The organism is Enterococcus sp. MSG3299 (assembly GCF_050555765.1).
GTDB classification, from domain to species: Bacteria; Bacillota; Bacilli; order Lactobacillales; family Enterococcaceae; genus Enterococcus; species Enterococcus faecalis.
Genome location: NZ_CP187869.1, coordinates 482788 through 509454, shown reverse-complemented (window position 1 = coordinate 509454; position 26667 = coordinate 482788). Strand labels below are relative to the sequence as shown.

21 protein-coding genes are annotated in these 26667 nt (G+C 38.7%); 9 read left to right on the top strand and 12 right to left on the bottom strand.

The window, feature by feature from the left end:
* Positions 1-103: 103 nt before the first annotated feature.
* The 5 genes from IGL23_RS02630 to IGL23_RS02610 form a co-directional block, all read right to left on the bottom strand.
* Positions 104-1192 (bottom strand): diacylglycerol kinase, encoded by a 1089-nt coding sequence (locus IGL23_RS02630; protein ID WP_002355572.1) that lies wholly within the window; start codon positions 1190-1192, stop codon positions 104-106.
* 18 nt (positions 1193-1210) lie between these two features.
* Entirely contained in the window at positions 1211-2641 is a 1431-nt protein-coding gene (gene gatB / locus IGL23_RS02625) for an Asp-tRNA(Asn)/Glu-tRNA(Gln) amidotransferase subunit GatB (RefSeq protein ID WP_002358703.1), read from the bottom strand.
* Positions 2641-4110: an Asp-tRNA(Asn)/Glu-tRNA(Gln) amidotransferase subunit GatA gene (gene gatA, locus IGL23_RS02620; protein ID WP_033594571.1), complete on the bottom strand. Its 1470-nt coding sequence runs from the start codon at positions 4108-4110 to the stop codon at positions 2641-2643. Before gatA ends, gatB begins: the two co-directional genes overlap by 1 nt.
* Positions 4110-4415: an Asp-tRNA(Asn)/Glu-tRNA(Gln) amidotransferase subunit GatC gene (gatC, locus tag IGL23_RS02615; protein WP_002355569.1), complete on the bottom strand. Its 306-nt coding sequence runs from the start codon at positions 4413-4415 to the stop codon at positions 4110-4112. Before gatC ends, gatA begins: the two co-directional genes overlap by 1 nt.
* 317 nt (positions 4416-4732) lie before the next feature.
* Positions 4733-4819 (bottom strand): hypothetical protein, encoded by an 87-nt coding sequence (locus IGL23_RS02610; RefSeq protein WP_306173767.1) that lies wholly within the window; start codon positions 4817-4819, stop codon positions 4733-4735.
* Between IGL23_RS02610 and IGL23_RS02605 the strand changes: the two genes are divergently transcribed.
* Positions 4785-5000 (top strand): hypothetical protein, encoded by a 216-nt coding sequence (locus tag IGL23_RS02605; protein ID WP_002384936.1) that lies wholly within the window; start codon positions 4785-4787, stop codon positions 4998-5000. The two genes, IGL23_RS02610 and IGL23_RS02605, sit on opposite strands and share 35 nt — an antisense overlap.
* On the opposite strand, the gene ligA is transcribed toward IGL23_RS02605, so the two are convergent.
* Entirely contained in the window at positions 4997-7027 is a 2031-nt protein-coding gene (gene ligA / locus IGL23_RS02600) for an NAD-dependent DNA ligase LigA (protein WP_033594569.1), read from the bottom strand. The genes IGL23_RS02605 and ligA overlap by 4 nt on opposite strands.
* A 125-nt stretch (positions 7028-7152) precedes the next feature.
* Positions 7153-9411, bottom strand: coding sequence for a DNA helicase PcrA (pcrA, locus tag IGL23_RS02595; RefSeq protein WP_002363179.1), 2259 nt, complete (start codon positions 9409-9411; stop codon positions 7153-7155).
* 164 nt (positions 9412-9575) lie between these two features.
* Between pcrA and IGL23_RS02590 the strand changes: the two genes are divergently transcribed.
* From IGL23_RS02590 to IGL23_RS02575, 4 genes are all read left to right on the top strand, one after another.
* Positions 9576-11135 carry a ClC family H(+)/Cl(-) exchange transporter gene (locus IGL23_RS02590; RefSeq protein ID WP_002368023.1) on the top strand — a complete coding sequence of 520 codons (1560 nt, stop codon included), beginning with the start codon at positions 9576-9578 and terminating at the stop codon, positions 11133-11135.
* A 138-nt stretch (positions 11136-11273) separates the two neighbouring features.
* Positions 11274-12026: a DeoR/GlpR family DNA-binding transcription regulator gene (locus tag IGL23_RS02585; protein ID WP_002381250.1), complete on the top strand. Its 753-nt coding sequence runs from the start codon at positions 11274-11276 to the stop codon at positions 12024-12026.
* Entirely contained in the window at positions 12023-12940 is a 918-nt protein-coding gene (gene pfkB, locus IGL23_RS02580; RefSeq protein ID WP_002363177.1) for a 1-phosphofructokinase, read from the top strand. The genes IGL23_RS02585 and pfkB overlap by 4 nt, the downstream gene beginning before the upstream one ends.
* 23 nt (positions 12941-12963) lie before the next feature.
* Positions 12964-14886, top strand: coding sequence for a PTS fructose transporter subunit IIABC (locus IGL23_RS02575; RefSeq protein WP_002366176.1), 1923 nt, complete (start codon positions 12964-12966; stop codon positions 14884-14886).
* Positions 14887-14932: 46 nt separating this feature from the next.
* Here IGL23_RS02575 and IGL23_RS02570 read toward each other — a convergent pair whose 3' ends face one another.
* Positions 14933-15595, bottom strand: coding sequence for a hypothetical protein (locus IGL23_RS02570; RefSeq protein WP_002355557.1), 663 nt, complete (start codon positions 15593-15595; stop codon positions 14933-14935).
* A 111-nt stretch (positions 15596-15706) separates the two neighbouring features.
* On the bottom strand, positions 15707-16990 hold the full coding sequence (tig, locus tag IGL23_RS02565) for a trigger factor (protein ID WP_033594567.1): 1284 nt from the start codon (positions 16988-16990) through the stop codon (positions 15707-15709).
* 348 nt (positions 16991-17338) lie between these two features.
* Here tig and IGL23_RS02560 point away from each other — a divergent pair, with 348 nt between their 5' ends.
* The 3 genes from IGL23_RS02560 to IGL23_RS02550 are packed head-to-tail and all read left to right on the top strand — an operon-like array spanning position 17339 to position 21537.
* Entirely contained in the window at positions 17339-19630 is a 2292-nt protein-coding gene (locus tag IGL23_RS02560; RefSeq protein WP_029656060.1) for a hypothetical protein, read from the top strand.
* A 54-nt stretch (positions 19631-19684) separates the two neighbouring features.
* The gene (locus IGL23_RS02555; protein ID WP_002358689.1) at positions 19685-20422 is read left to right on the top strand and encodes a WxL domain-containing protein; all 738 of its coding nucleotides are present in this window, start codon (positions 19685-19687) and stop codon (positions 20420-20422) included.
* 35 nt (positions 20423-20457) lie between these two features.
* Positions 20458-21537: a DUF916 and DUF3324 domain-containing protein gene (locus tag IGL23_RS02550; RefSeq protein WP_033593709.1), complete on the top strand. Its 1080-nt coding sequence runs from the start codon at positions 20458-20460 to the stop codon at positions 21535-21537.
* A 44-nt stretch (positions 21538-21581) separates the two neighbouring features.
* Here IGL23_RS02550 and ptsP read toward each other — a convergent pair whose 3' ends face one another.
* The 3 genes from ptsP to IGL23_RS02535 form a co-directional block, all read right to left on the bottom strand.
* A complete protein-coding gene (gene ptsP, locus IGL23_RS02545) occupies positions 21582-23309 on the bottom strand; it encodes a phosphoenolpyruvate--protein phosphotransferase (RefSeq protein ID WP_002361251.1) in 1728 nt (575 codons plus the stop codon).
* Positions 23309-23575 (bottom strand): phosphocarrier protein HPr, encoded by a 267-nt coding sequence (locus IGL23_RS02540; RefSeq protein ID WP_002355551.1) that lies wholly within the window; start codon positions 23573-23575, stop codon positions 23309-23311. The genes ptsP and IGL23_RS02540 overlap by 1 nt, the downstream gene beginning before the upstream one ends.
* 170 nt (positions 23576-23745) lie before the next feature.
* Entirely contained in the window at positions 23746-23937 is a 192-nt protein-coding gene (locus IGL23_RS02535) for a hypothetical protein (protein ID WP_002366170.1), read from the bottom strand.
* Between the two features lie 301 nt (positions 23938-24238).
* Between IGL23_RS02535 and IGL23_RS02530 the strand changes: the two genes are divergently transcribed.
* Positions 24239-26479, top strand: coding sequence for an ATP-dependent Clp protease ATP-binding subunit (locus IGL23_RS02530; protein WP_002386935.1), 2241 nt, complete (start codon positions 24239-24241; stop codon positions 26477-26479).
* The last annotated feature ends 188 nt before the right edge of the window (positions 26480-26667 follow it).

The window sequence follows — 26667 nt, the reverse complement described above, 5'->3', positions numbered from 1 at the left end:
AGCTTTTTTGGTAAATAAAAGAATGAGACCCTTCCCCTTAGTCAAAAAATAGCCAATGAAAGATCTTATCAACTAAATCTTTCATTAGCTATTCACGGACTACCTAGTGCTTTTCTTTTTCGGCAATCTTTCCATCGCCATCAATATCTTCGTCTGTTAGTCGTTCAACTTCTTTGACAAATTCTTTGCTGGCTTCGTTATATGCTTCTTCCTCTTCGTCTTCTGATTCTACGACAATCTCATCGCTACCAGTTAAGACAGAACCCATAATTGCATTGGACGGCAGTGCATCACCATTTGCAAAAATTTCAATGTGTTGATGCATATTTTTAAAGGTCATTGGAGCATCGCCTCCATATTCACCATCTAAATTAATCATCATTTTATTGTTCTTTTCTAACGTTTCTGCATGTAAATAGCTGGTCTTTGTATAGATTAGTCGATGATCTTCAACATGCTTTCCACCATTTAACATTAATGCAACTAAATGAAGAATCTCAAAAATATTGGCTGTTTTTACAATGATTAATGAAAACTTACCATCATCTAATTTAGCATCTGGTACGATTTGCTCGAAGCCACCCACCGAGTTAGTCAGCCCTAGGAAAAACATTGAGGCGTTGCCTTCGTATACACCTTCATCATACGTCATGCGCATTTTAATCGGCTTCACTCGCGGCAACATTTCGGCTCCTTTGGCTAAGTACGCTAAGTAACCAAAAATACTTTTCAACTCTGACGGAACTTCATAAGTCAGTTCCGTTAAATGACCACCCGCCGCAATATTGATAAAGTAATTTTTGCCGGCTTGGCCAATATCCATTTTGACAGTTTGATTTTTTTTAATCACTTCTGCTGCCTTAACGATATTATCACGAGGAATCTTCAAGGCCCGTGCATAGTCATTCGTCGTTCCAGCAGGAATAATAGCCATTTTAGGGCGCCGCTTCAACGGAGCAATCCCATTCACGACTTCATTAATGGTCCCATCTCCACCTGCAGCTACTAGTAAATCAAATCCTGCCCGCGCAGCACGATGTGCTTCATTGCGTGCTGAATTTTCTTCTGGTGTGGTCGCAAATGCACTGGCTTCATAACCACATTCTTCTAAAATAGATAAAATATCGGCTAAGTTCTTTTTGATTAACTCTTTTCCTGACGTTGGATTATAAATCACTCTAGCTTTTTTCATGGTTTGCCTGCTACTTTCTTATCGTTTTGAAAGCTCTTCTTGCAATAACTTGTTAACCACACCTGGGTTTGCTTGTCCACGAGTTGCTTTCATAATTTGTCCAACAAGGAAACCAACTGCACGGTCTTTGCCGTTTTTAAAGTCATCAATTGATTGTTGGTTGTTGTCTAATACTTCGTTAATCATTGGTAATAATTGCGCTGGATCAGATAATTGAACAAGGCCTTTTGCTTCGACAACTTCTTTAGCGTCTCCACCATTTTCAATTAACTCTTTGAACACTTTCTTCGCAATTTTCGAGCTGATTGTGCCATCGTTAATCAAAGTAATCATACCCGCTAGATTTTCTGGTGTCAGTTTAGTATCGGCTAATTCAACTTTTTCACTGTTTAAGTAAGCAGAAACTTCGCCCATTAACCAGTTTGATGCTTGTTTCGCATCTGCACCGTTTGCTAAAGTTGCTTCAAAGAAATCTGACATTTCTTTCGTTAAAGTCAAGACCATTGCGTCGTATTCAGGTAAACCTAATTCACTGATATAACGGGCACGACGTGAGGCTGGCATTTCTGGCAAACTAGCGCGAACTTTTTCAATCCATTCATCATCAATTGAAAAACGAGGAACATCTGGCTCTGGGAAGTAACGGTAGTCACTTGAGCCTTCTTTAACACGCATAAGCAACGTTGTACTAGTTGCTTCATCAAAGCGGCGTGTTTCTTGTTGAATTTCGCCACCAGATAATAGGACTTTGGCTTGGCGTTTTTCTTCATAAGCTAAACCTTTTTTTACAAAGTTCATAGAGTTCAAGTTCTTTAATTCCGCTTTAGTACCAAATTCTTCTTGACCATACGGACGTAAAGAAATATTGGCATCACAACGCATAGAACCTTCTTCCATTTTCACATCAGAAACTTCTGTAAATTGGATAATTGAACGCAACGCTTCTAAGTAAGCATACGCTTCTTCTGGTGAACGCATGTCTGCTTCAGAAACGATTTCAATTAAAGGCGTGCCTTGACGATTCAAGTCTACATAAGAATAGCCATCTGTGCCGTGAATATTTTTCCCAGCATCTTCTTCTAAATGCACACGTTCAATCCGGATTTTTTTCTTTTTGCCTTCGACTTCAATTTCAATCCAACCATCATGTCCGATTGGTTGATCAAATTGAGAAATTTGGTATGCTTTCGGGTTATCTGGGTAAAAATAGTTTTTACGGTCAAAATGTGTTTCTTTTGAAATTTCACAGTTCAAGGCAAGTGCTGCTTTCATGCCAAATTCTAAGGCACCTTTATTCATGACAGGCAAAACACCTGGGTAACTCCAGTCAACCACATTTGTGTTGCTGTTTGGTTCTGCTCCGAAATGCGCTGGCGCAGAGGAGAAAATTTTAGAGTTGGTTTTCAATTCTACGTGGACTTCTAATCCAATGACAGTTTCAAAGTTCATTAATCGTTCCCCCCTAAAATGACTGGTTTTTTCGTATGGAAATCTGTCGCTTGTTCAAAAGCATAGGCTGCTTTATACATTGTATGTTCGTCAAAATGTTTTCCAATAATTTGTAAACCAACTGGCAAGCCTTCTGAGAAGCCTGCTGGAATGGACATGCCTGGTAGTCCTGCTAAGTTGACAGGAATGGTTAAAATATCATTCATATACATTGTGATTGGATCATTGATGTTTTCCCCTAGACCAAAGGCAACTGTTGGTGTGGATGGGCCAATGATTAAGTCATAATCCGCAAAGACATTCTCAAAATCTTGTTTGATTAGTGTACGGACTTGACCAGCCTTTTTAAAGTGCGCATCATAATAACCAGCACTTAAAGAGAAGGTTCCTAACATAATCCGACGTTTAACTTCTGTTCCGAAACCTTCAGAACGTGAATTAACATAGACATCTTCTAGATTTTGGACATTTTCGGAACGGTAACCATAACGAATACCATCAAAGCGTTGTAAGTTTGAACTTGCTTCTGAAGAGGCAATAATATAATAAACCGCTACGCCGTATTTGGAATGTGGCAAACTAACTTCTTCCACCGTTGCTCCTAAAGATTTAAATGTTTCTGCTGCTTTTAATACCGCTTCGCGAACATCTGGGTGTACCCCTTCACCTAAGTATTCTTTTGGTAAAGCAATTTTCATGCCTTTGATGTCGCCAGTTAAATCTGCCGTAAAATCAGGAACAGAAACGCCTGCAGAAGTGCCGTCTTTTTCGTCATAACCACTAATTGCGTTTAAAGCTAAGGCATTGTCTTTAACATTTCGTGCCAATGGACCAATTTGGTCTAAACTTGAAGCAAAAGCAATCAAACCAAAACGAGACACACGTCCATAAGTTGGTTTTAGGCCCACAATACCGTTGAATGCGGCTGGTTGGCGGATACTACCACCTGTATCACTCCCTAAAGAAACTGGGACTTGTCCGGCTGCGACAGCAGAAGCTGAACCACCAGAAGAACCACCAGGGACTTTCGTTTGATCCCAAGCATTTTTTGTTTTCTTGAAGTAAGACGTTTCCGTACTTCCGCCCATGGCAAATTCATCCATGTTCAATTTTCCGACTGGAATCATATCCGCTTGATAGACTTTATCCATCACGGTCGCATCATAAATTGGGTCAAAATTGTGTAACATTTTTGAGCCAGCTGTTGTTAAAATATCTTTTGTGACAATGTTGTCTTTAATCCCAATTGGAATCCCAGCTAATGGATTACTTTCAGTGATGCCTTTTAAGTCAATCGCTTTGGCTAATGCCATTGCTTTTTCTTCACTAACTGTGATAAAAGAACCTAGTTGTTCTTCTGTATTTTGAATACGATTTAATGTTTCTTCGGTTAAATCAACTGCAGTGATTTCTTTTGAGACCAATAAATCATGTAACTCTGTTAACGATTTGTCGTATAATTTTTCCATTAGGCTCCTGCCTCCCCGTTATCCATAATTGCAGGCACTTTAATGTAACCATTCTCTGATTCCGGAACATTCCGCATTAATTCTTTACGGTCCATTCCTGGTGTCGCTACGTCTTCACGCATGACATTGATTGATTCATTCACATTTGAAGTAAAAGGAACCCCTGTTGTATCTACTTCTTCTAGTAATTCCACCATATCAATAATTTTATCTAGTTGATTGGTAAAGTCCGCTAATTCTTCTTCGGAGAAAGATAATTTTGATAATTTAGCGACATGTTTGACTTGTTCTTCTGTAATTGCCATAGATACCCTTCTTTCTATCATTTACTGAAATTTTCATTTTCAGATTAATCAATTGGATTGTATTTCTTTAAACAGCTTAGCACAGCTGTTCACTCTGTTCCTATTCTACCATAAAATGGTCGGATATTTTAGATGAAACCTTGAATTTCATTGATAATTTGTCGCTCGCAAAAATGACGGAAATATGTTATTATGAAAATGAAAAGAGAGATATGCAGGAACATACCTCTCTAATAGCCACTACTAGTTATAAGAACTAGCGGCTTACTGAGTTATTGGTTTTATTTCAAACGCTTAACCGTTCAGCTCCTCAAAGCTTATGAACGGTTATTTTTGTTGTCTAAGACAAGCGCTAAGATACCGAAGATAATGGTCACAACAAGTGTTGCAAAACCAATCATCAGTCCTAGCGCTGCTTCAACGGACAAAAACATTGCTCCTTTCGTTAAAGTAAGAAGAATTGCGCATAAACATCAACCTCCTTTCTCAACTCAGAAATTCCTCGTTCATATAACTTTTATGACTAAAATAAGCATACCATCAAATTACTACATAAAATCTGACAACGTTAATTTTTCTTCTTAAAAATGACTTGCATCTAACGCATCGACCATTTCTTGTTCATTCCAAACGCTCACGCCTAAGCTTTCAGCTTTGGTTAATTTACTGCCTGCATCTTCGCCAGCAACCACAATGTCAGTTTTTTTCGAAACACTCCCTGTAACTTTTCCACCAAGATTTTCAATTTTTTCTTTGGCTTCTTCGCGAGTGTACTGCGTTAATTTTCCTGTTAAAACAACTGTTTTGTCTTTGAAAGGTGACTCCACTTCTGCTAATTGTTCTGTCCGGAGACCTTTATATGTCAAGTTCACTTGGGCTTTTTCCAGTTCAGCCATTAATTCATGAACTTCCTCATTTTCAAAATACGTCACAACGCTGTCTGCGATTGTTTCGCCAATTGAATCCAAAGCCACAATTTCTTCCGCAGTTGCACGACTTAAGGTTGGTAAATCACCAAAATGCTCCGCTAAAATTTTCGCCGCTTTCGCACCCACATGGCGAATCCCTAAGCCAAAAATCAAACGTTCGACAGAGTTTTCTTTACTCCCTTGAATGGCAGTATAAATGTTGTTTGCTGATTTTTCTTTGATTTTATCCAAAGTCATTAATTGTTCTTCTGTTAAGAAATACAGATCCGCTACGTCTTTCACTAATCCTTTGTCATACATTTGTGCTAACACTCTTGGCCCCAAGCCATCAATGTTCATTGCATTTCGTGAGACAAAGTGATTCAGCCCTTCTTTAATTTGCGCAGGGCATTTGGGATTAATACAACGTAAAGCCACTTCCTCATCTAAATGCACCAACTCACTATGACAAATTGGACAATGTGTCGGCATTTCATAAGGCTGACTATCGGCTGCACGTTTTTCAACTAGCACTTGCGCTACTTCTGGGATAATATCTCCGGCTTTGTAAATAATAACATGATCATTTAAACGGATATCTTTCATTTGAATAAAATCTGCATTATGCAAACTTGCCCGACTAACCGTGGTTCCCGCGACTCGTACAGGAACCATGACCGCAGTAGGAGTGACCACCCCCGTGCGCCCAATTGTCCATTCAATATCTTCCACTACTGTTTCTGCTTCTTCTGGTGGAAATTTGTAGGCAATCGCCCAGCGAGGTGCTTTGACAGTGAAACCTAATTCATCTTGCAACGCAAATTCGTTCACTTTAATCACAATTCCATCGATTTCGTATGGCAAAGTGCTCCGCTTTTCATGGTATTCTTCAATGTAGGCCCAAACTTCATCAATTGACTGACATAATTGCCGTTCGGGATTGGTTCTAAAACCAATTGCAGAAAGCTCTTCTAATGCCTCAAACTGCGTCTTCGCTTTCATTGGTCCAAAGTCAGCAACTGTGTATAAAAACGTATTTAAGTTCCGTTTTGCCACAATTTTTGTGTCTAATTGGCGCAAGCTTCCCGCCGCTGCATTCCGAGGATTGGCAAAAATATCTTGGCCATTTTCTTCACGTTCTTCATTCAACGCGACAAAGGATTGTTTAGGCATGTAGCACTCGCCACGAACTTCCACTGAAATGGGCTCCGTTAAACGCATCGGTACAGAGCGAACCGTTCGTAAGTTCTCTGTAATGTTTTCACCAACCGTTCCATCGCCTCGTGTTGCTCCGCGTACAAACACCCCGTTTTCATAACGTAATGAAATTGCTAACCCATCAATTTTTAACTCGCAACAGTAGGCAACGGGTTTACCAATCGCCTTACGAACACGTTCATCGAAAGCAAAAATGTCTTCCTTGCTAAACCCATCATTTAAACTATACATTGGAATGTCATGCGGAGCTTTTTCAAAACCAGATAAAACTTTGCCACCTACACGTTGTGTCGGCGAATCAGGCGTGATTAAATCAGGAAACTCCGTTTCAATATCGACTAACTCTTTATACAAACGATCGTAAACATAATCTTCTACGGATGGTTGATCTTTGACATAATATTCATGGGAATATTGATTGAGTTGTTTTCTTAATTCTTGCGCACGAGTTGTCGCCGCCGTTAATGTTAATGGTTGTTTTTCCATCGTAGAACTCCTCCTCATAAGTGTAATGCTCTTATCGTCTTTTTAACACATTTACACTAAGATAGAAAATAAAAAGAATTTATCTAATGATGATTTCTCATTAAATCGCTGACCTATTTTGCATGTTAAATTTTTTCAATTGGTGCAAATGCCGCTAACAACCGTTTTATGCCTTTTTCTGGGAAAGCAATGTCCAACTCTAAGTCTTTGGCCGAACCGCCTACACGAACGACTGTACCAACGCCCCATGCTTTATGTTGGACCTTATCACCTGCTTGCCAAGAAACTTTTTCGCCACCACTTGCCACTTTGTTGCTAACTGATTTTGTAGCTGGCTGTGTATAAGCTGGTTTACTTGCGCTGGGCTTAAATACTTTAGGATCAAAGGTGCGCGCTGGAGCTTTCTGTAAATTGGCCGCCGCCCCTTGTTTCATTAAACGCTCCGCCTCAATTTCTTCTAAAAAGCGACTTGGTCGATTATATTGCGTGCGACCATATAATGTTCTCGAATAAGCATTCGTTAAGAACAAGGCTTCTTCCGCTCGTGTGATACCAACATAAGCCAAGCGCCGTTCTTCTTCCAGTTCACTTTCTTCTAGCATGGCACGTGATAATGGGAAAACCCCTTCTTCTAAGCCCATTAAAAAGACCACTGGAAATTCCAGCCCTTTGGCCGCATGCAACGTCATTAAGGTTACTTGTGAAGAGCTTTCTTCTAAATTATCTAAATCAGAAACCAAGGCTAAATCTGTTAAGAAATCCGCCAATTTTGTTTCTTCGCCATTTGGATCGTCGTTATTTTGCGCTTCAAAACGTTTATCAAATTCTTGTGTCACAGATAAAAATTCGTCTAAGTTTTCTAAGCGAGCTTGAGACTCTAAATTATTTTGCGCCATCAAAGCTTCCCGATAACCACTACGTTGTAAAGTTTCTTTCACCAATTCTGTAATCGTTAAATAGGGCACTGTTTTCGTTAAGTCTTGAATCATCATGCCAAAATTACCAAGCTCTTTACCCGCTTTTCCTGAAATATTTGCCAAATCAACATTTTGGGCAGCTTCCAGCAAAGCCCAACCATGCGTATCCGCAAATAGTCGTAATTTTTCAATTGAACTTTTACCGATTCCTCGTTTTGGTTCATTGACAATTCGTTCAAAACTAATCGAATCATCTGGATTGGCAATCAAACTTAAATAAGCCAAAATATCTTTAATTTCTTTACGGTCGTAGAATTTATGTCCGCCCACCATGGTATACGGAATATTAGATTTCAAGAGCATTTCTTCCACTACACGGGATTGAGCATTGGTCCGATATAATACCGCAAAATCACCATAAATTCGGTCATTTTCCCGCATTTCTTTTTGGATTTGGCTCACAATAAATTGTGTTTCATCCCGTTCTGTGTCCCCGCGATAATAGACAATTTTTTCACCGTCTATATTTTCTGTCCACAGTTCTTTCTCACGGCGGTTACGGTTATTTTTGATGACATCATTCGCAGCCGCCAAAATGTTTTTGGTGGATCGATAATTTTGTTCTAGCAAAATTACACTTGCATCTGGATAATCTTTTTCAAAATCCAAGATATTTTGCATATCCGCCCCGCGCCAACCATAGATACTTTGGTCGGCATCACCTACGACACACAGATTTTTGAAACGTGCAGCCAATAAATTGACTAAGGTATATTGTGCATGATTGGTATCTTGGTATTCATCCACATGAATATAGTGAAATTTATTTTGGTAGAAAGCCAACGTATCTGGTTGTTCATTAAATAAACGAATCGTATTCATAATCAAATCATCAAAATCCATACATTGGTTTTTGCGTAATTCTTTTTGATAGGCTTCATAGCATTTTGCGACAATTTCTTCATATAAGGAACCTTGCATTTCAGCAACTTTTTCAGGCGTTTGTAATTCATTTTTGGCATTGCTAATCGTACCTAAAATTGAGCGAGGATCATATTTTTTTGAATCAATATTTAAGTCGTTTAAGATGCGTTTCATTAATGTTTTTTGTTCCGATGGGTCAATAATTGTAAAATTACGGTTGTAACCAATCTGATCCACATCACGACGTAAAATTCTTACACACATGGAGTGAAAAGTGGAGACCCATACATCTTCGCCACCCGTTTCCAGTAATTTATTTACACGCTCTTTCATTTCTTTAGCAGCTTTATTGGTAAACGTAATCGCCAAAATATTCCATGGATTTACTTCTTTTTCCTCAATTAGATAGGCAATTCGGTGTGTTAAAACCCGCGTTTTTCCACTACCAGCACCAGCCATGACTAACAGTGGTCCTTCTGTATGCAAAACGGCTTCTTCTTGTCGAGGATTCATTCCCTGAACCAAGGCATGTTTTTGTGTCATATTAAACGTCCTCTCTCTTTTTTCAATCTTATACAGTATACCAAAAATCCCTTTGAAGTTCTTTAGAAAAGAACAAAAAATCTTTTTCTTTTTATATGAAATTTTCTTGTAAATCAAGTCAAACCGCAGTACATTAGTAAGTAGTGATGGAGGCTAAAAATGAAATGAATAATGATGTACATGAAATTAAACAATTAGATGGTACCCGAATCGGCTTTATCCTTAAAGGCATCGTCGTCGGAATCCTGGTCGGCTTTGTTGTCAGCTTATTTCGCTTAGGCATTGAAAAAATTGGCGAACAAGTCGTGCATCTGTATCAAACGTTTCACGAAAAACCCTTTTGGATGATTCCTTGGTTCTTATTTTCTCTCGTGCTTGCTTATTTATTAGGACGACTGATCAAAAGCGAACCAGCAATTAAAGGCAGTGGCATTCCCCAAGTGGAAGGACAACTTCAAGGTCAATTAGAAATTCACTGGTTTCCAGTGCTTTGGAAAAAATTTATCGGTGGGATCTTAGCGATTAGTCCTGGGCTATTTTTGGGACGTGAAGGTCCTTCAATTCAACTAGGTGCAGTGGTTGGACAAGGCTATAGTCAATGGCGGCAAAGCACCAAGTCTGAAGAAAAAATTTTAATCAGTAGTGGTGCCAGTGCTGGTTTAGCCGCCGCTTTTAATGCACCAATCGCAGGACTTTTATTTGTTCTAGAAGAGGTTCACCATTCCTTTTCACCTTTAGTTTGGTTAACCTCTTTTTCTGCGGCCATTTCCGCTAACTTTGTTTCTTTGCATTTCTTCGGATTGCAACCAGTTCTTTATATTGGTCCGGTTAAATCTTTGCCTTTAGAGTACTATTGGACATTAGTCCTGCTGGGCGTTTTGCTAGGATTATTAGGTTGGATATATCAAAAAACATTGTTGTCCTTACCAAAAGTATATGGAAAAATCAAAGGCCTTTCTTCTAATTATTATGGTTTTATTCCTTTTATTTTGATTTTACCGATTGGTTATTTCTTTCCACATTTACTTGGCGGTGGGAATCAAATTGTTTTAGCTTTAGGCAATCAACCGGCCACTATTTGGGCTTTAGTCGGCTTACTGGTTTTACGTTTTGTTTTTTCAATGGTTTCTTACGGTTCGAATCTCCCTGGTGGTATTTTCTTGCCTATTCTAACTTTAGGTGCCATTATCGGAACATTGTATGGCAGTCTACTTGTCCAATACGTAGGGATGGATCCAATTTTTGTGAAAAACTTTTTAATTTTTGCCATGGCTGGTTATTTTACTGCGATTGGTAAAGCACCGTTAACAGCGATTATTTTAGTAACAGAAATGGTCGGCAATTTTTCTCATTTAATGTCTTTAGGAGTTGTCGCTTTAGTTAGTTATATTACCATCGATAGTCTTGGCGGCAAGCCAATTTATGAAAGCTTATTAGAACGTTTGGTTCCTTCTAAAGTAAGTAATATTCGTGGCCACAAAACGATTATTGAATTACCTATCACTGCAGAAAGTTCCTTAGATGATACGATGGTACGTGATTTTGTCTGGCCTAAACAAATGTTGCTCACTTCCATTCGCCGTGGCGAATCGGAAATTTTAACACATGGTGATACTGTTATGCATGTTGGCGATGTGCTCATTATTTTGACCGATGAAAAACTCGCTTACCAAGTCAAAAAAGAGATTTATCAAAAAACTTTACCGAATGATTTAGTGAATTAAAGAAAGCTGCTGAACCTGAGTTCAGCAGCTTTCTTTTTTTCTTATGACTGTTTTTTAATTTTTTTGAATGTTTTTGACCGTTTTAGATTGATTAGCGTTTTCATTTGTGCTATTATATCCATGAAATGAGGGATGAAAATGCTTACGGAAGAACGACATCAAAAAATTTTACAATTGTTAGATCAAAAATCAGTCGTCAAATCGCAAGAACTTGCTAGCTTGTTCAATGCTTCAGAATCCACAATCCGCCGCGATTTACAAGAATTAGAAGACGCCAATTTGTTAGAACGCATTCACGGCGGCGCTAAGCGTATTCTTAATTTAGGCTTTGAACAAAACATGACGGAAAAATCAATCAAAAACACGCACGAAAAGCAAAAGATTGCTTCTTTAGCCGCTAGTTGTGTACAAGATGGCGATATGATCTATTTAGATGCTGGTTCAACCACGTTAGAAATGATCCCTTTTTTAGTTGGGAAACAAATCCATGTAGTGACGAATTCCGTGCATCACGCTGCAAAACTTAGCGATATGGAAATTCCCACTATTATGCTTGGTGGTACTTTGAAGCTCTCCACTAAAGCAATCATTGGTGCCACTAGTATGGAACAGCTACAACATTTTCGTTTTAACAAAGCTTTTTTAGGAACTAACGGCGCACATTTAGAGTTTGGTTTAACGACGCCTGATCCCGAAGAAGCAGCGCTAAAAGCCTTGGCTATTCATCAAGCAGAAACAGCCTATGTTTTACTGGATCATACAAAATTTAATGAAGTAACGTTTACCAAAGTGGAAGAATTAGAGTCAGTTACTTTACTAACTGACTACTGCCCTGCTGAATCGCTTCAAGGATTCCAGCAAAAAACTATTTTAATGGAGGCAAACAAATGATTTACACAGTGACTTTAAACCCTTCTATCGACTTTATCGTTCATGTCGATCATCTACAAATTGGTGATTTAAATCGGATGACGAATGATTTTAAATTACCTGGCGGCAAAGGAATCAACGTTTCACGTATTTTAAAACGTATGGAAACAGAATCCACTGCCTTAGGTTTTTTAGGTGGTTTTACAGGCTCATTCATTGCCGATTGGTTGAAAAAAGAAGAAATCCAAACGAATTTCACTCCCGTGTCTGCTGATACACGAATCAACATTAAATTGAAATCAGATACTGAAACAGAAATTAACGGCTTAGGACCTGCTCTAACAAACGAAGAAATTCAAGAACTAAAACAAGCAGTTAGTCGTGTTCAGGCTGGTGATATTGTTGTTCTTTCAGGAAGTACACCTGCTTCTCTACGCAAAGGATTTTACGAAGAATTAATCCAAATTGTGAAGGAAAAAGGCGCAGAATTTGTTATTGATACGACAGGTGAAGATTTAATGAACGCTTTGTCACAAAAGCCTTTATTGGTCAAGCCAAATAATCATGAGTTGGCAGAATTATATCATACAACCTTTACAAGTGTTGAAGACATTTTACCTTATGGACATCGGTTACTAGAAGAAGGAGCGCAACACGTAATTATCTCAATGGCTGGTGATGGTGCATTACTTTTCACAACAGAAGGTGTTTATCGTTCCAACGTTTTAAAACGTCCACTGAAAAATTCTGTCGGCGCTGGCGACTCAATGATTGCTGGTTTTATTGGCAACTTTTCAAAAACACAAGATCCTTTAGAGGCTTTCAAATGGGGTGTCGCTTGCGGTAGCGCGACTGCTTTTTCTGATGATTTAGCCTCAGAAGATTTTATCCAAGAACTTATTCACGAAGTAACAATTGAAAAAATTTCAGAATAAATCCACTAAGGGAGGAAAATAGAGTGAACATTAATGATTTATTAATAAAAGATGTCATGATTATGGATTTACAAGCTACTGATAAAAAAGGCGCGATTGATGAAATGGTCCAAAAATTATACGATGGTGGCCGCATCTCTGACATTGACACTTACAAAGAAGGAATTTTAAAACGCGAAGCACAAACATCGACTGGTTTAGGCGACGGCATCGCTATGCCTCACGCAAAAAACAGTGCCGTAAAAGAACCGACAGTTCTTTTCGCTAAAAGTAAAAAAGGTGTTGATTATGAAGCACTAGATGGACAACCTACTTATCTATTCTTCATGATTGCTGCTCCAGAAGGCGCCAATGATACACATCTCCAAGCGCTTGCGGCCCTTTCTCGATTACTTATCGATCCAGAATTTGTTGGTAAATTGAAAGAAGCGGAAACTCCAGAAGCAGTACAAGCTCTTTTCCAAGCAGCAGAAGATCAAAAAGAAGCGGAAGAAAAAGCAGAACAAGAACAAACAACGCCAGCACCAGAAAGCAATCGTAAATATATTATTGCTGTGACTGCTTGTCCTACAGGAATTGCTCATACTTACATGGCCGAAGATGCACTGAAGAAAAAAGCAAAAGAAATGGGCGTAGACATTAAAGTAGAAACAAACGGTTCAGAAGGAATTAAAAATCGTTTAACTGCTGAAGATATTGCTCGTGCTGATGGCGTGATTGTCGCAGCCGATAAAAAAGTAGAAATGAATCGATTTGATGGTAAAAAATTAGTCAATCGTCCCGTCAGTGATGGAATTCGTAAAACCGAAGAACTAATTAACTTAGCCATTAGTGGTGAAGCTCCTACTTTCCATGGCAGTGACTCGGCTGCAAGCGATCAAGAGGATTCAGCGGAAGGTTCAATCGGTTCTCGTATCTATAAAGATTTAATGAATGGTGTTTCTCATATGTTACCTTTCGTTATTGGTGGCGGAATTGCCATTGCTCTTTCCTTTATGATTGATCAATTTATCGGGGTTCCTCAAGATCAGTTAGCCAACTTAGGTAATTACAATGACGTAGCTAGCTGGTTTAACCAAATTGGTGGCGCAGCATTTGGCTTTATGTTACCTGTCTTAGCTGGTTTTATTGCTTCTAGTATTGGGGATCGTCCAGGCTTAGTTGCTGGTTTCGCCGCTGGTGCATTAGCAAATGCTGGCGGAGCTGGATTCCTTGGTGCCCTAATCGGTGGTTTCTTAGCTGGTTATGTAGTGGTTCTTTTACGTAAAGTCTTCAAAGGCTTGCCAAAATCATTAGATGGAATTAAAACCATTTTATTCTATCCAGTTTTTGGTTTGATTATTACGGGCTTATTAATGTTAGTCATTAACATCCCAATGAAAGCAATTAATGATGCGTTAAATCATTTCCTACTTGGCTTAGATGGCACAAATGCAGCTTTACTTGGTGCTTTATTAGCTGGTATGATGGCCATCGACTTAGGTGGACCAGTTAACAAAGCTGCTTATGTTTTCGGTACAGCTACGCTAGCAAGTACTGTTGCAGAAGGTGGCAGCGTGGTCATGGCTTCTGTAATGGCTGGCGGAATGGTTCCTCCATTAGCAATTTTCGTAGCAACTCGTTTATTTAAAAATAAATTTACAAAAGATCAACAAGATGCCGGCTTAACCAATATTGTAATGGGACTTTCTTTTGTCACTGAAGGGGCAATTCCTTTTGCAGCAGCTGACCCATTACGTGTGATTCCAAGTTTCGTGGTAGGTTCTGCCTTTACTGGTGCGTTGGTTGGTGCGTTTGGTATCAAATTATTGGCACCACATGGAGGAATCTTCGTCGTCTTCCTATTAAGTAATCCATTACTATATCTATTGTTCATCTTAATTGGGGCGATTATTTCAGGAATTGTCTACGGACTTTTGAAAAAACCTGTCGAAGTACCTGCTTAAAAAAACAGCAAAAAAGCGATTCAACCATGGTTGAATCGCTTTTTTATTATTTTCTCTTTATCGCATAATTTTCTAAATACTCAGGATTTCCTTTGCTTCTGATATACGTGTACACGCCCATCACAAAGGCCCCAAGGGTATTGGTAAATAAATCCCCCATCGTATCCATCAAAGCAGCACGCCCAATAAATGGTTGGCCGTTGGACATATTATAGCGTTGTAAGTTCATGTTCCCTAATGAATCGCAGATAAATTCCCAGAATTCCCAGAAGACGCCACAAAGCCCTGCAAATGCAAACCCAAATAATAAAAATAACCACGGGGAAACATCGGCGTACTTCGTTTTCTTCAATAGGAAAGCAGCAATACCATAACCCACAGCAGTTAAAAGCATCGGACTAACAAAATGTAAAATTTTATCCCAGAACGAAATGATTGAGATCATATGCAACGAGGTTCCTAGGAATACTGAAATAAATAAGAAAAACCAGTAAAAATAAACGATAGTCGGTGGCATAATAATTTTTAAAAATTTATTGACAAGATCTGGTAAAAAGATTAGACCAATTCCAAGTAAACATTCGATAACGAACGTCACACCTTGTTTTGTTGAATACTTAGCCGTAAAAAATTCCCAGAGATTGTACGTCAAGCATAAGATGCCAAACACCACTAATCCATATTTAATTTTCGAATAATTTTTATCCATTTTGACACACCCTTTCAAAAGTTATTTTATATGAAAAAAACTGTAGATGAAAGACACCTTCCATCTACAGTTTTAGAAAACTCTATCAAATGAAGAGCTTATTAAAAATGTTTATTTTTCAACAGCTGTTTCAGTAATTGTTTCAACAGCACGTTTCATACGAATATCGTGTTCTAACATGTCGTTGTTTAATACTTTGCGTACTTGCGCTTCAGGCATGTTGTATTGTTCTGCTAAATCTTTCACTTCAGCATCGATGTCTTCTTGTGTTACTTCGATGTTTTCAGCTTTGGCAACTGCTTCAATCACTAAGTTTGTTTTTGTGCGTGTTTCTGCTTCGCCTTCAAATTGTTTGTGTAAATCTTCTTCTGTAGAACCAGTTAATTGGTAGTACATTTCAGGAGAAATTCCTTGGCGTTGCATGTTGTTTAAGAATTCATCCATTGAACGGTGAACTTCGTCGTGAACCATTACGTGTGGTAATTCAACGATTTCAGCATTTTCAACAGCTAAACGAATTGCTTCTTCGTCTTTTGCTTCTTCAGCTGCTGCTTCTTTTGCTTCTGTCAATTCTTTACGGAATTTTTCTTTTAATTCGTCTAATGATTCTACTGAATCGTCAACGTCTTTTGCAAATTCATCATCCAATTCTGGTAATTCTTTTGCTTTTACTTCATGAACAGTTACTTTGAAAACTGCTTCTTTACCAGCTAAATCTTCTGCTTGGTAATCTTCAGGGAAAGTAACGTTTACTTCTACTTCTTCGCCAGCTTTTTTGCCAACTAATTGGTCTTCAAAGCCTGGAATAAATGAATTAGAACCTAATTCTAATGAGTAATTTTCGCCTTTGCCGCCTTCAAATGCTTCGTCGCCTAAGAAGCCTTCAAAGTCGATAACTACAGTGTCGCCATTTTCAGCAGCGGCATCTTCTTTGATTACTAATTCAGCTTGAGATTCTTGTTCGCTTTTCAAACGTGCTTCCACGTCTTCATCTGTTACTTCACGGTCTTGTTTAGACACTGTTAAGTTTTTGTATTCGCCTAATTTTACTTCAGGTTTTACAGTTACTTCAGCAGTGATAACCCAGTCTTCCCCTTTATTCATGCTTTCAACATCAATTTTTGGTTGTGCTACTGGTTCAATTCCTGCTTCTAATACAGCCGCTTCATATGCTTCTGGTAAAACAGCGTTTAACGCATCTTCGTATAACGCTTCTTCTCCATACATACGGTTAAAAACAGTACGTGATACTTTTCCTTTACGGAAACCAGGTACGTTTAAGTTTTTTTTCACTTTATTGAACGCTTGCGTTAATCCTTTTTCGATTACTGCTTGTTCGATTGAAAAAGTTAATACACCATCATTAGTGCCTTTTTTTTCCCATTTCGCAGACATTTGTTTCCCTCCGAATAACATTTAATTTTATACATCAAACTTTATTTATGCATACCTTTAAATAGTACACTATCCCTAGGAAAATGTAAATATTTTAAGTGCTAAGAAGTGAAAGAAAGACTCGATTTTTAGCAAACTATCAGTTTTTTAATTTTTTCGGATTAAAAAAGCATAGAATTTCGAGAAATTTCCTTCTTAAAACACTAAAAGATTGTGAACAAAATATCTTGTTCACCATCGGATGTAATCGCTTTACTTTATGAATGGCCCATTATAGAATGTATGTACTCAATATTTACACATTATATATTTTCGTCATTATACATATAATATCAAAAAAAGGAGAGGATGGTTTTGAATAAGTTCGTCTGGGGAATCTTTTCTTGCATCATATCATGGCTTTTTTTATCGCTGACTCAACCTTTGATAGCTCATTCTGAAACACTGAACCCTACAACTCACGCCTCTACTTTTAGTGAAACATTTACTTCAGTTTCAACAGAACAACAAACAACTCAAGCAACCGATATCGTGGAACAAGAAACCGAGCAAACCCATGCTTCCTCTGAAAACGATGAACCTATGGCACCTACGCCAGCTAGTGTTTCTGTTGGTAATAGCACCTTAAAAAGTACCTTAAGCACGGGAACGTATAACCAAGATATTATCACACTTTCGTATGAATACAGTGTGACACTTATCGGCTTAGCAATTAATGATCGACCGATTATTGCTATTCAACTTCCTACAGAAATTTCAAGCCAGTTAGATAACGACACTCTAAAGCAACAAGATTTTCTGACTCTTTTAACAGGGACTGTCAGTTATCCAGGAACAGCCACTCAAGATATTCACAGTTCAACTAACAGCGTCAGCCTCTCTTATAGTAGCACTTATCATTCTGTTTATCTGACTTTTCCAAGTAGCACCTTGGTGTTACTTCCCGGAACCAAATGGTCTGCCGCCATTTCGTTTGATGTGGGCGCACTTTATAAACGAGGAATTTCAATCCCTCCTGCTCTTAACGGCAAAGACTATCCGATTCGAGGAACCTTTACAGATGTCGGCACTGGATTAGGTGCAATTAATATTATTATTGGGAACAATACAAAAACAGGCGTAATTAGCAAAGCTCAACTTAGTTTAGGTAATTACCCCGTTCCTCAAGTCACACCAGCCAAACTAACTCAACCAAATCATCTGGACACTACTGTAACAGGGACCATTCAACAAGTACAAGACCCAAACTATAACTACTCTGTTCAATTAACCTTGAACCGCCATGATGGCACCACTGCCCCCATTGTGGTGAAAGGGATTTCTGTCGATGCAGCCGGAAATTTCTCGACATCGTTAGCTTCACCATTAGAATATGGCGACACGCTCTCTACAATTGTCTTTGCTCGTTCCAAAACGTCAACCGACTATATTCAAAGCAGCCCCTCAGCTGACCAAAGTGTCAATTGGTCAATCCAACCAGTCACAAACGTAGTCGCCAATGCCGGCTCAACTCAACTTTCAGGTAAAGCTTCTCAAGTATCTAACGGAACCTATCAAGTTAAAGTACAAATAAATGGTGGTTCTATTTACACAACGTCCTTAGATTCCAATGGCCATTTTCAATTTGCTAATTTACCCACTTTCCAAGGAGGAGAAACGGTCAGCTTGTGGGTCCAAGGGCTCAGCAATCGCACTGGCCTGCCTTTGCTAACCAGTTCTACTGTTTCTCAAACAGTTGCTTATTCTGTGCCTCAACTAACGGTCACGCAAATCATTGAGCGGAAAAATGCACAAGGGCTCTGGGAAGCTGCAAACTCTGTCGTAAGTGGTCAAATCATTCGTTTTACGTTAACCACACGTTTAACCAATCAACCAGCAACGTGGATGAATCAACAATTACGAGCAACGGTGCCTAAAGGACTGTCCCAACTTTCAGCTGCTACATTAACAAAACAATCAGCAGCAGGTTTAAGTACGCCAATAGCTGGGCTTCAACTTTTAACTGATAGTTCCACTGGTTTGCCGTATTGGAGTTATCACAATTCGCTGCCAGCAGATAATTTTACAGAAGCCAATACACAATTCACCTTACAATATACAGCAACGGTTACAGAAGAATGGATAAACCAATTTCTTTTATTTTCTAGCACGGTTACTGGCAATGATGGTGGCGGAACGCCAATTACGCCAATCACTAAGGAACAGTCTTTACCTACCAAAAACGGTACCCTCCGTTTTGTGCAGATGCCAACTACAGTTTCCTTTAAAAATTTACCTTTTCCCAGCAAACGAACTATATACTCACCATCGACCATCAGCGCTCCTTTCCTCATTGCCGATGGTCGAGTTGCAAAAACACCATGGCATTTGTTGGTAAGAGAGAGTCAGCCCATGCATTCAACTTCTACAAATAAAACGATCCAGCAAGCTTTCATTTATCGAAAAAATGGCAGTGATTTTCCTCTCTCCTCTTTAGCAACCGAAGTTTATCAATACACCGCAACGGACGATAACAATGTAGAAATTCCTTGGAACCAACAAAATGGACTTTTTTTAAGCGTTGCTCCTGACCTTAATTTAACGGTCAAAGAATCTTACACTGCCGAATTACAATGGATTCTTTCTGATACACCCCTCTAATTAGGATTTAGCTTTTTTAAAAGTTAAAAATAAACAAGAAAGAAGGAATAAAAAATGAAAAAGATCGTGCGCATTTCAAGCATTTTGTTCGTTGCTACGCCTCTTATGCTTTTAAATAGTCCAAAAGTTGAAGCAGCTCAAGTCGCTTCTATTCAATCCAACGCTGATATTACGTTTGCTCTTGATAATACTGTCACGCCACCTGTCAACCCGACGAACCCTTCTCAGCCTGTGACACCTAATCCTGCTGATCCTCATCAACCTGGTACAGCCGGACCCCTTAGTATTGACTATGTTTCAAATATCCATTTTGGATCAAAACAAATTCAAGCCGGAACAGCAATCTATTCGGCACAACTGGACCAAGTACAAAATAGTACTGGCGATTTAATTAGCGTGCCAAACTATGTTCAAGTAACTGACAAACGTGGTCTAAATCTTGGCTGGAAATTATCAGTTAAACAGAGTGCGCAATTTGCTACAAGTGATTCAACACCCGCTGTTTTGGATAATGCATCCTTGACCTTTTTAGCAGCAACACCCAATTCAACACAGTTACTTTCTTTGGCGCCATTAACGGTCCCAGTAACCTTGGATCCAACTGGTGCCGCCACTTCTCCTGTGGCGACTGCCGCTCTTTCAACAGGAATGGGCACTTGGACATTAGCTTTTGGTAGCGGAGCGACTGCTGCTCAAGGCATTCAATTAACTGTTCCTGCGACAACGAAAAAAGTTGCAGCTAAACAATATAAAACAACGCTTACTTGGATTTTGGATGATACACCACTTTAAAAGAAAACAAACAAGGTATTGCATGAAACAACTTCATGCAATACCTTGTTATAAAAAATTGTCAAAAAGGAGTGCACACTATGAATCAGCAGCTTTTTAAATGGCTCCATGCTATTAGCGTCATCATTTTTTTATTTTTTATTGGCTCTTATTCTGTAGAAGCAAGCGAAATGACTTTTTCTGTAAAAGCCATTTTACCCGACAATCAACGAACCAAAGAAACAAGTTATTTTGATTTACGTGTCGCTCCAAACCAAACACAAAAGCTACAAATCGAACTAACGAATCAAACAGCCAACGACATTACCGTGCTAGCTTCAGCCAATGCAGCGATTACTAATGATAATGGCTTGGCAGATTATTCTCATGCTGAAACAAAAAAAGACCCATCTGCACCTTTTACTTTTAATGAGATTGCGCAATTACCAAAAGAAATCCAACTACCTAAACACTCAACCAAGACTGTTGAATGTCAGCTTATTTTACCGGAAAAACCATTTAATGGGTATGTTTTAGGAGGACTCTACTTTGAACAAAAGTCAGATGAACAACCTGCTCACTCAGAAAACGGTGTGGCCATCAATAATCGTTTTTCTTATGTAGTCGGCGTCTTACTTAGTGAAACAGATGAACCTGTTCAGCCAGAATTATCTTTAAATGAAGTAAAAACCGATCAAGCTAACGGTCGTAACCGCGTATTAATGAATCTCCAAAACAAACAAGCGGCTATGATTAAAAAATTACAAGTCGATGCCTCTTTATATTATGAAAAAGAAGCTAAACCTCGCTACGAAAATCACCAAGAGTCGTTAACAATGGCCCCTAATACAAATTTTAATTATCGGATTGACTTAAAGGAACAACCTTTTGTTCCTGGAAATTATACTGTAAAAATCAAAGTAAACGATGGCTATCAAGACTATTCGTGGGAAAAACACTTAGTCATCCAAGAAAAAGAAGCTAAAAAATACAATGCTACCGCCGTCAACCTCCCACCTGAAAAACACACCAATTTCCCTTGGAAACTGGTGAGTAGTATCACGCTGGTTTTTCTATTCATTTTGGGAAGCACGATTTATTATTTCAAGAAAAAAATACGTGAATCGCAACAATAAAAAAGCACATCGACAATTGTCGATGTGCTTTCATAATCACTTAATTATTTTGTATATTCTTCAACTAATGCAACGACTTCTTCCATCGTGTCGCATTCTTTTAATGCGCGGTCAGCAAGTTCAGCCATTTTAGTTGTATCTAGACGTTTCATCAAGCTACGTGTTTTAAGGATAGATGTAGCACTCATTGAAAACTCATCTAAGCCCATACCCAATAGTAATGGAACAGCTGTTTGATCGCCCGCCATTTCACCACACATACCAGCCCATTTACCTTCAGCGTGTGCTGCATCAATTACATTTTTAATTAAACGTAAGATTGATGGGTTGTATGGTTGGTATAAGTAAGAAACGCGTTCATTCATACGGTCTGCCGCCATTGTGTATTGGATTAAGTCGTTGGTTCCAACACTAAAGAAGTCTACTTCTTTGGCAAATTTATCAGCTAATACGGCAGCTGCTGGAATTTCAATCATAATACCTACTTGGATATCGTTTGAAACTTCAACACCTTCGTTGACTAATTTTTGTTTTTCGTCTTCAAAGATTGCTTTCGCTGCTCTAAATTCTTTCAAAGTAGCAACCATCGGGAACATGATACGTAAGTTACCATGAACAGACGCACGTAATAATGCACGCATTTGTGTACGGAACATGCCGTCACCTAGTTCTGATAAGCTAATACGTAATGCACGGTAACCTAAGAATGGGTTCATTTCGTGTGGTAATGTTAGGTAAGGAAGCTCTTTGTCCCCACCAATATCCATTGTACGAACCACAACTGGTTTTCCTTCCATTCCTTCAAGAACTGCTTTATACGCTTGGTATTGGTCCTCTTCAGTTGGAAAGTCAGATGAATCCATGTATAAGAATTCTGTACGATATAAACCAACAGCTTCGCCGCCGTTTTTGTGTACGCCTTCTAAATCTTTTGGTGTACCAATGTTTGCAGCTAACTCAACATGTTTGCCGTCAGCTGTCACTGTTTCTGCATTTTTTAGTTTATCCCATTCTGCTTTTTGATCTGCATAAGCTTTTGCTTCTGCTTCAAATTCAGATTTTTCAGCATCTGTTGGGTCAATAATAACATCCCCAATGATTCCGTTCACTGCTAAAATATCGCCTGCTTTTACTTTGTCAGTAATTTCTTTTGTACCAACGATTGCAGGGATTTCTAACGAACGAGCCATGATTGCTGAGTGAGAAGTACGTCCGCCGATGTCTGTAACAAAGGCTTTAACATACGTACGGTCTAATTGTGCAGTATCACTAGGTGTTAAGTCATGGGCAACCACGATTACTTCTTCGTTAATCATTGAAGGATTTGGAAGAGTCACACCTAATAAATGTGCTAAGATACGTTTGGCAACGTCACGAATATCTGCTGCACGCTCTTGCATGTAAGCATTGTCGTCCATTGCTTCAAACATACCAATATACATATCCGTAACTTCTTTCAAGGCAGCTTCTGCATTGACTTTGTTGTCTTGGATATTTTGTTTGATTTGACCAACCATTTCTGGGTCAGATAAAACCATTAAATGAGCATCGAAAACTTGCGCTTCTGCTTCACCAAGGCTTTGAGCTGCTTTGTCGCGAATTGCTTGCAACTCTTCAGTAGATTTTGCTAAAGCATCGTCTAAGCGAGTTGCTTCTGCATCAGTATCTTCTACGGAAGTTTTGTTGAAAGACAAGTCAGGTTGAACTAGCAGGTAAGCTTTAGCAACAGCAACGCCATCACTTGCGGCAATCCCTTTTAGCATCTCAGACATTATTCAGCCAATCCTTCTTTTTGTAATGTTTCAACGATTGCTGCCATTCCTTCAGCTTCGTCAGCACCATCAACAGTGATTGTTACGTCAGAACCTTGACCAACGCCTAAAGACATAACGCCCATGATTGATTTTAAGTTAACAGATTTACCTTTGTATTCTAAGTTAATATCTGAGTTAAATTTGCTTGCAGTTTGTACTAATAAAGTAGCTGGACGTGCGTGAATTCCTGTTTCTGCTACAATGTGAAATTCTTTCTTTTCCATATAAATCGGTCTCCTTCGTAAATAAAAAATTTTTATGTTAGGGTTTTCCTTTCTTGATACGCTAAAATCAAACGTCTACTCGAAAAAAGACCCTTTCAGTTTCTAAGATTACCATTTTTTTCTATCTTACACAACACTTTTTGCTTAAATTTCGTGATGTTTTGCACTGACTATTCTTCCTCTTTTTGGTAACGATAAATGATTCGTCCATTTAACCCCGCTTCTCCAACAATTTCCGCGCGGTCAGGTAAAGAAATCCAAGCATCACGAAATTGGAAAAATTCATTTTGCTCCACGATTAATTCAGAGATTTCTCCAGCTTTTAATGAAGCAATTTTTTCTACAAAAGGATTTTCAGCCATTGATTTCACCACTCTTTCTCTTAAATATCAACTCTTATAGTTTACTTGAAAATGGCGCAATTGTCTGTAAAAAAATCGAATCTTTGCCTTTTTTTAAACAAGGTCTTTTACTTGATTCTCTTACAAAAAATGCTATAATAACCTCAAAGGTCAAAAATGGTCAAGTGGTTTTATAGACAGAATTTATTCTTGCTATCTAGTACTTGGCTGGTTTGAGGAAAAATGGTCTGTTTACTAGAAATAATAGAGCAAACAGCTATTTTTCTGGCCTCAGTTATTTTGAAAGGATGTGTTTCATTCAATGATTTGTCAAAATTGTCAACAAAATGAAGCAACAATTCATTTATATGCAAATGTGAATGGTCAAAGAAAACAACTGGACTATTGCCAAAGCTGCTATCAAAAATTAAAAAATCAAGCAAATAATTCCCCTCAAAATATGGGACAAGACCCTTTTGGCTTTGGGAGTTTAGACGATTTATATCGTTCTCTTTCTCGCCAAATGCAACAAGGGAATCCTTATGAACAACAAACACCACCCACTCAATTTGGTGATGGTGGTAATGGAGGTCAACCCCCTCGCGGAGGTGCTGGCGCTGGTCAAGGTTTGCTAGGCGAGTATGGGATTAACATCACCGAAGCGGCACGCCAAGGAGATATCGATCCTGTGGTAGGACGTGACCAAGAAATTAAGCGTGTCATTGAAATCTTAAATCGCCGTACAAAAAACAACCCCGTTTTAATCGGTGAACCAGGTGTTGGTAAAACAGCCGTTGTCGAAGGTTTAGCCCAAAAAATTGTCGATGGCGATGTGCCACAAAAATTATTGGACAAAGAAGTCATTCGTTTAGATGTGGTTTCACTTGTTCAAGGAACTGGTATTCGCGGACAATTTGAAGAACGGATGCAAAAATTGATTGAAGAAATCACTGAAGCTGAAAATGTCATTTTATTTATTGATGAAGTCCATGAAATTGTGGGTGCTGGTGCTGCTGGTGATGGCAATATGGATGCTGGCAATATTTTAAAACCAGCCTTAGCACGTGGTGAATTACAATTAGTCGGTGCCACAACTTTAAATGAGTACCGTATTATTGAAAAAGATGCTGCCTTAGAACGTCGGATGCAACCAGTCCAAGTAGATGAGCCAACCGTTGCCGAAACCATAACGATTTTACATGGTCTGCAAAAACGTTATGAAGATTATCATCATGTTAAATATACAGATGAAGCGATTAACGCAGCAGCAAACTTATCCAACCGTTACATTCAAGATCGCTTTTTACCAGATAAAGCGATTGACTTGTTAGATGAATCTGGTTCAAAAATGAATCTAACTATCCAACTCGTCGATCCAAAAACAATTGATAAAAAATTAGCAGAAGCGGAACAACAAAAACAACAAGCTTCCGCAGAAGAAGATTTTGAAAAAGCGGCTTACTATCGTGATCAAATCAATAAATTACAAGCAATGAAAGAAAAACAAATCAGCGATGAAGAAACACCCGTCATCACTGAAAAAGATATTGAAGCCATTGTGGAACAAAAAACTGGCATTCCTGTCGGTGACTTAAAAGAAAAAGAACAAACCCAATTGAAAAATTTAGCTGTTGACTTAAAAGCTCACGTTGTCGGACAAGATGATGCTGTCGATAAAGTAGCTAAAGCGATTCGTCGCAATCGTGTAGGCCTAGGCAAACAAAACCGCCCAATTGGTTCCTTCTTATTTGTTGGGCCAACAGGCGTTGGTAAAACAGAATTAGCAAAACAATTAGCTTTTGAGCTATTCGGTTCAGAAGATTCGATGGTTCGTTTTGATATGAGTGAGTACATGGAAAAACACAGTGTTTCTAAACTGATTGGTTCTCCTCCAGGCTATGTTGGGTATGACGAAGCTGGACAACTCACAGAAAAAGTCCGTCGTAATCCTTATAGTTTAATTTTATTGGATGAAATTGAAAAAGCGCATCCTGATGTTTTACACATGTTTTTACAAATTCTCGACGATGGTCGTTTAACAGATGCACAAGGTCGTACAGTCAGCTTTAAAGACACCATCATTATCATGACAAGTAATGCTGGAACAGGAGCTGTGGAAGCCAACGTTGGCTTCGGTGCTGCCCGTGAAGGTGTGACTAAATCTGTTTTAGGTCAATTGAACAACTTCTTCACCCCCGAATTCCTTAACCGTTTCGATGGTATTATCGAATTCAAAGCATTAAGCAAAGAAAACCTGATGAACATTGTCAGCTTGATGTTAGAAGAAGTAAATGGCTTATTAGCTAAACAAAAATTACACATTGAGGTTCCAACAGAAGTCAAAGAGAAACTCGTTGATTTAGGTTATGATCCTGCAATGGGCGCTCGTCCTTTACGTCGAACAATTCAAGAACAAATTGAAGACGGCATTGCTGAATACTATCTAGATCATCCTGAAAATCATCAATTAGTCGCAGCGTTAGATAACGAAGGTAAAATTATCGTAACTGGCGCACAAGAAGTGACTAAAACAGAAACTTCAACATCTGACCAAGCAGAATAATCAAAAATCCACACGCATTAATAACAATGCGTGCGGATTTTTTTATGCTTTTCACTTTTTATTTTCATCAAAAAAAACTATAATAGAAGAAAGATATTCGTATACTTGTTCCTCATAGAAAAAATTCAATCTGGAACTCCTGTACATAATTGGAAACGCTCTTTTGCAGCACACAACTATAATGAGGT

Bases quoted from the DNA above. Each gene is read 5' to 3' on its own strand.
- IGL23_RS02560 (WP_029656060.1), top strand. From the start codon at position 17,339: ATGGTTTTGAATAAGTTCGTCTGGGGAATCTTTTCTTGCATCATATCA.
- IGL23_RS02530 (WP_002386935.1), top strand. From the start codon at position 24,239: ATGATTTGTCAAAATTGTCAACAAAATGAAGCAACAATTCATTTATAT.
- IGL23_RS02630 (WP_002355572.1), bottom strand. From the start codon at position 1,192: ATGAAAAAAGCTAGAGTGATTTATAATCCAACGTCAGGAAAAGAGTTA.
- gatC (WP_002355569.1), bottom strand. From the start codon at position 4,415: ATGGCAATTACAGAAGAACAAGTCAAACATGTCGCTAAATTATCAAAA.
- IGL23_RS02590 (WP_002368023.1), top strand. From the start codon at position 9,576: ATGAATAATGATGTACATGAAATTAAACAATTAGATGGTACCCGAATC.
- IGL23_RS02605 (WP_002384936.1), top strand. From the start codon at position 4,785: ATGGTCACAACAAGTGTTGCAAAACCAATCATCAGTCCTAGCGCTGCT.
- pcrA (WP_002363179.1), bottom strand. From the start codon at position 9,411: ATGACACAAAAACATGCCTTGGTTCAGGGAATGAATCCTCGACAAGAA.
- IGL23_RS02540 (WP_002355551.1), bottom strand. From the start codon at position 23,575: ATGGAAAAGAAAGAATTTCACATTGTAGCAGAAACAGGAATTCACGCA.
- IGL23_RS02535 (WP_002366170.1), bottom strand. From the start codon at position 23,937: ATGGCTGAAAATCCTTTTGTAGAAAAAATTGCTTCATTAAAAGCTGGA.
- gatA (WP_033594571.1), bottom strand. From the start codon at position 4,110: ATGGAAAAATTATACGACAAATCGTTAACAGAGTTACATGATTTATTG.
- pfkB (WP_002363177.1), top strand. From the start codon at position 12,023: ATGATTTACACAGTGACTTTAAACCCTTCTATCGACTTTATCGTTCAT.
- tig (WP_033594567.1), bottom strand. From the start codon at position 16,990: ATGTCTGCGAAATGGGAAAAAAAAGGCACTAATGATGGTGTATTAACT.
- IGL23_RS02570 (WP_002355557.1), bottom strand. From the start codon at position 15,595: ATGGATAAAAATTATTCGAAAATTAAATATGGATTAGTGGTGTTTGGC.
- IGL23_RS02550 (WP_033593709.1), top strand. From the start codon at position 20,458: ATGCAATACCTTGTTATAAAAAATTGTCAAAAAGGAGTGCACACTATG.
- ligA (WP_033594569.1), bottom strand. From the start codon at position 7,027: ATGGAAAAACAACCATTAACATTAACGGCGGCGACAACTCGTGCGCAA.
- IGL23_RS02585 (WP_002381250.1), top strand. From the start codon at position 11,274: ATGCTTACGGAAGAACGACATCAAAAAATTTTACAATTGTTAGATCAA.
- ptsP (WP_002361251.1), bottom strand. From the start codon at position 23,309: ATGTCTGAGATGCTAAAAGGGATTGCCGCAAGTGATGGCGTTGCTGTT.
- gatB (WP_002358703.1), bottom strand. From the start codon at position 2,641: ATGAACTTTGAAACTGTCATTGGATTAGAAGTCCACGTAGAATTGAAA.
- IGL23_RS02555 (WP_002358689.1), top strand. From the start codon at position 19,685: ATGAAAAAGATCGTGCGCATTTCAAGCATTTTGTTCGTTGCTACGCCT.